This is a genomic window from Microbacterium sp., from assembly GCF_047606385.1.
Lineage (GTDB): Bacteria > Actinomycetota > Actinomycetes > Actinomycetales > Microbacteriaceae > Microbacterium.
On sequence record NZ_JASGEL010000083.1, the window covers coordinates 1 to 4463 of the forward strand.

The window sequence follows — 4463 nt, forward strand, 5'->3', positions numbered from 1 at the left end:
GTCCGCGAGCTCGACGTCGCGGGCGCCGAGCGCGAGCAGGGCGCGCAGCGCCGCGCCGGCGCGGCGCCGCGCACGATCCTCGAGGAAGCGGCCGAGCAGCAGGAAGACGGTCACGGCGGAGGCGACCTCGAGGTACACGGCCTCGCCCGGCTCGCCGCCGAACCCGAAGCCGTGGACCATGCCGATGCGCCCGGCTCCGCCGAACAGCAGCGCCCACACGCTCCACAGGTAGGCGGCCATCGTGCCGAGGCTCACGAGCGTGTCCATGGTCACCGCGCCGTGGCGCAGGTTCGTCAGCGTCGCGCGATGGAACGGCCAGCCGCCCCACAGCACGATCGGGGTGGCCAGGGCGAGACTCGCCCACTGCCAGCCGGGGAACTGCCAGGCCGGCACCATGGCGAGCAGGACGACCGGGAGGGCGAGCGCGGCGCCGACGACCACCCGCACCGGCGAGGTGACGGCGGCATGATGGCCTTCGTGGCCCTCGTGGCCCTCGTGGCCCTGGTCGTCTCCGTGGTGGTCGTGGTGCACCCCGGGCGCCGGGCGCACGTGGGCGCGGTAGCCGGCACCGTCCACCGCCCGCACGAGGGCGTCGGGCTCGACATCAGCCGGATAGGTCACCCGTGCGGACGAGGTCGCGAGGTTCACGGCCGCCGTGACGCCGTCGATGGCGGTGAGGCGCCGCTCGACCCGGGCGACGCAGCTGGCGCAGGTCATGCCCTCGATCTCGAGGACGGCGATGCGGTCGGACATGCCCCCATGATACCCCCCTAGGGTATGTGCGGAGGTCGAGTCGCGCATAGGCTGGACGAATGCCGCAGATCACCGAACGAGAGCTCGCCGCCACCATCGACCACGCCATCCTGCGGCCGGAGCTGACGCGCGCGGACGTCGACGCCGAGCTCGACGTGGCACGGGAGTGGGGCGTGTTCAGCGTGTGCGTCCGCCCCTCCGACGTCGCGCACGTCGTCGCCCGCCTGGCCGGCTCACCCGTCGCGGTCGGCACCGTCATCGGCTTCCCCCACGGCACGACCTCGACCGCCGCGAAGGTCGCCGAGGCGCACCAGGCGATCGTCGACGGCGCGACCGAGCTGGACATGGTCGTCAACATCGGATGGCTGCGCAGCGGCCTCGACGCCCAGGTCGTCACCGACGTCGAACGGGTGGTGGACGCCGCCGGCGGCCGGGTGACGAAGGTGATCCTGGAGACGAGCCTGCTGGACGACGAGCAGATCGCCCGCGGCAGCCGGCTGGCCGAGGCCGGCGGCGCCGCGTTCGTGAAGACCTCGACCGGGTTCGCCGGCGGCGGCGCGACGGTCGACGACGTGACGCTCATGCGCGCGTCGGTGAGCGATGCCGTGCAGGTCAAGGCCTCGGGCGGGGTGCGCGGCCTCGCGACCGCCCTCGAGATGCTCGACGCCGGCGCGACGCGCCTGGGCACGAGCGCGAGCGCGGTGATCCTCGGCGAGCTCCGGGCGGTGCTCGCGGGCGAGGCGCCCTCCGGCGCCGTCGACGCGTCCTCCTACTAGGTCAGCAGCGCGCGCACGCGCGCGACGTCGTCGGTCATCTGCGCGATGAGCCCCTCGAGCGAGGCGAACGAGGCCATGCCGCGCACGCGCGAGGCGAACTCGACCTCGACGTGATGGCCGTACAGGTCCAGATCCGTCTCGTCGAGCACGTACGCCTCGACCTGCCGGACCGGCACGTCGTCGAACGTCGGGTTCGTCCCGACGCTGATCGCCGCGGGGTACCGGATGCCGGGACGCAGCCCCTCGTCCTCGTCGACCAGCCAGCCGGCGTAGACCCCGTCGGCGGGCAGGAACCCCTCCAGCGCGGGCGACAGGTTCGCGGTCGGGAAGCCGAGGTCGCGACCCCGCTTGAGTCCGTGCACGACCTCGCCCCACACCGACGGCGCGTGGCCGAGCAGGCGCGCAGCGCGCTCGACGTCGCCGTCCGCGAGGAGCTCGCGCACCCAGGTGGAGGACACCCGGCGTCCCTCGCCGACCGCGCGCACGTCGTCGACGACGTCGACGCGGAAGCCGAACTCGCTCCCGAGCTGCCGCAGCGTCTCCGGCGTGCCGGCGCCGCCGGCGCCGAAGCGGAAGTCGCTGCCGACGAGCACCATGCGGGTGCCGAGCGGGCGCAGCACGCGCTCGACGAACTCACGCGGGGTGAGCGCGGCCAGCTCGTGGTCGAAGGCGAGGACGAGCACGGCGTCCACGCCGGTCTCCCCGAGCAGCCGCACCTTCTGGGTGACGCCGACGAGGCTCTCCGGGCAGCGATCCGGCCACAGCAGCGCCAGCGGGTTGCGGTCGAAGGTGACGGCCACGACCTGGGCGTCGAGGGACGCGGCGTCCACCTGCGCCCGCTCGATCACCGCACGGTGCCCGGCGTGCACGCCGTCGAACTTGCCGATCGCGACGACGGCGGGCCCGAAGCCCGCCGGCACCTCCTCGGGACCGCGGAAGACGGTCACCATGACGACCGCGAGACGACGGGCTCGGGCTCGGCCAGGCGAGCGGCGCGGTGGTTCCACAGCCAGATGAGGCCCATGACCGGCAGCACGAGCGGCACGAAGACGTATCCGTCGCCGTAGAGCGACCAGACCGTCGGATGCTGGAACAGCGCGGGCTGCACGATGCTGAGGGTCCCGATCGTGAGCACCCCGGCCAGCTCGAACCCGATCGCCACCCATGCCACGACATACCAGCCGGGCCGGTCGGCGAACACGAGCGCGAGGGTCGCCATGACGTAGACCACGGCGGAGGCCGCCGAGAGCGTGTAGGCCAGCGGGGCGGCGTCGAACTCGCTGACGATCTGGACGAACGAGCGGCCGGTCGCGGCCAGGGCCATGATCGCGTACACCACGACGAGGACGCGGCCGATGCCGGTCATGCGGCGGGGGGCAGGGGTGGACATGACCTCCCCATCCTAGTCAGCGCGGCCGGGGCCTCCTCAGGCGTACTGCACGCTCCAGATGATCTCCATGCGCCACACCATGACCGCCACGGCGAGGGCGGCCGCTCCCATGACGACGGTGCTCCACCGGCTGCGCTCGACGAGGGCCCAGGCCACACCGGCGGGCGGCAGCAGCACGGCGGAGACCAGGTAGACCCAGTACTCGAGCGGGTTGCCCAGCGGGGGGTTCCCGGCGAGGGGAGCCACGATCGCGACCACGACCTGAGCGATCAGCAGCAGCTCGAGCAGGGCCAGCGCGCCGACCGACAGGTCGCTGGGACGGCGGCCGGCCAGGCCCAGCACGACGCAGAGCACGCCGCCGGCGGCGGCGACGGCGACCTGCACCAGGGTGAACCACAGGATCATCGCGGCCCCTCGGGCATGTTCACGACGCTGCGGACGTCGTCGCCGCGACGCTCGACGATGCCGACCAGCAGCCCGGCGGGATCGATGGCGGCGGCGGGCGAGCCCGGCAGCCGGGCGGCCAGCCCCGTCAGCCGCCTGCCATGGCGCAGGTCGACGGCCTCGGCGGCGTCGACGGCGAACACCGGGAGGGCGGCGGACGCGGCATCCGCCGGGCTGCGCAGCCCGGCGACGGCGATGTCGTCGAGGGCGGCGGAGTCGGCGACGTCGAAGCGGCCGATGCGCGTACGGCGCAGGCGGGTGAGATGGCCGCCGACGCCGAGTCCGGCGCCGAGGTCGCGGGCGAGGGCGCGGACGTAGGTGCCGCTGGAGCAGTCGACGACCACGTCCAGGTCGATGGCGTGCTCCTCGCGGCGGATGGCGAGCACCTCGAAGCGCGACACGGTGACCGCTCGCGCCGTCAGCTCGACCTGCTGGCCGGCGCGCACCAGATCATAGGCGCGGCGTCCGTCGACCTTGATCGCGGAGACCGCGCTGGGCACCTGCTGGATCGCGCCGGTGAGCAGGGCGACGCCGTCGTGGACGGCGGCGTCCTCGATCGCTCGCAGCGCCGCGGCGCGGGCGACGGCGACCACCTCGCCCTCGGCGTCGTCGGTGGTGGTCGTGATCCCCAGCCGGATCGTCGCCTCGTACGTCTTGCCGAGCCCGACGACGTACGTCAGCAGGCGGGTGGCGCCGCCGACGCCCAGCACGAGCAGGCCGGTGGCCATCGGGTCGAGCGTGCCCGCGTGTCCGACCTTGCGGGTGCCGAGCGCGCGCCGGGCGCGGGCGACGACGTCGTGGCTGGTGAGGCCCGCCGGCTTGTCGACCAGCAGCACCCCGGCCGGTTCGGAGGCGGTCATCCGTCCAGCCTACGAGAGAGCGGCGGCCACCAGGATCCAGATGCACAGCGCGACGAAGCACAGCTGCTCGGCGCCGCGGACGACGATGCGGCGGGCGAACGAGGCGTCGGCGGCGCCCTTCGTGCGCGCGTCGACGACGTTCGCAGGGAAGACCGCGATCAGCAGCAGGGTCAGCGCGGCCGCGGCCACGGGGCGGGTCGCCGGCAGCAGCACGCCGACCGCGCCCGCGGCCTCGCACAC

6 protein-coding genes and 1 pseudogene are annotated in these 4463 nt (G+C 74.1%); 1 reads left to right on the forward strand and 6 read right to left on the reverse strand.

All coding sequences use genetic code 11. From position 1 onward, the window contains the following. A partial coding sequence (locus QM626_RS07675; RefSeq protein WP_415075664.1) for a cation transporter occupies positions 1–753 on the reverse strand: 753 nt, incomplete at its 3' end. A gap of 59 nt (positions 754–812) precedes the next feature. On the opposite strand from QM626_RS07675, the gene deoC reads away from it, so the two are divergent. Further along, positions 813–1529 (forward strand): deoxyribose-phosphate aldolase, encoded by a 717-nt coding sequence (deoC, locus tag QM626_RS07680; protein ID WP_415075666.1) that lies wholly within the window; start codon positions 813–815, stop codon positions 1527–1529. Here deoC and QM626_RS07685 read toward each other — a convergent pair. The 5 genes and pseudogenes from QM626_RS07685 to QM626_RS07705 all read right to left on the reverse strand — a co-directional run. Next, on the reverse strand, positions 1526–2476 hold the full coding sequence (locus tag QM626_RS07685; protein ID WP_415075674.1) for a bifunctional riboflavin kinase/FAD synthetase: 951 nt from the start codon (positions 2474–2476) through the stop codon (positions 1526–1528). The two genes, deoC and QM626_RS07685, sit on opposite strands and share 4 nt — an antisense overlap. Then, the gene (locus QM626_RS07690; RefSeq protein WP_415075668.1) at positions 2473–2919 is read right to left on the reverse strand and encodes a hypothetical protein; all 447 of its coding nucleotides are present in this window, start codon (positions 2917–2919) and stop codon (positions 2473–2475) included. Before QM626_RS07690 ends, QM626_RS07685 begins: the two co-directional genes overlap by 4 nt. 36 nt (positions 2920–2955) lie before the next feature. Then, the gene (locus QM626_RS07695) at positions 2956–3324 is read right to left on the reverse strand and encodes a hypothetical protein (RefSeq protein WP_415075670.1); all 369 of its coding nucleotides are present in this window, start codon (positions 3322–3324) and stop codon (positions 2956–2958) included. Next, complete coding sequence (gene truB / locus QM626_RS07700; protein ID WP_415075672.1) at positions 3321–4223, reverse strand: tRNA pseudouridine(55) synthase TruB; 903 nt, start codon at positions 4221–4223, stop codon at positions 3321–3323. Before truB ends, QM626_RS07695 begins: the two co-directional genes overlap by 4 nt. Before the next feature lie 9 nt (positions 4224–4232). Beyond that, positions 4233–4463 (reverse strand): annotated as a pseudogene (locus tag QM626_RS07705) (DoxX family protein); the annotation flags it as partial.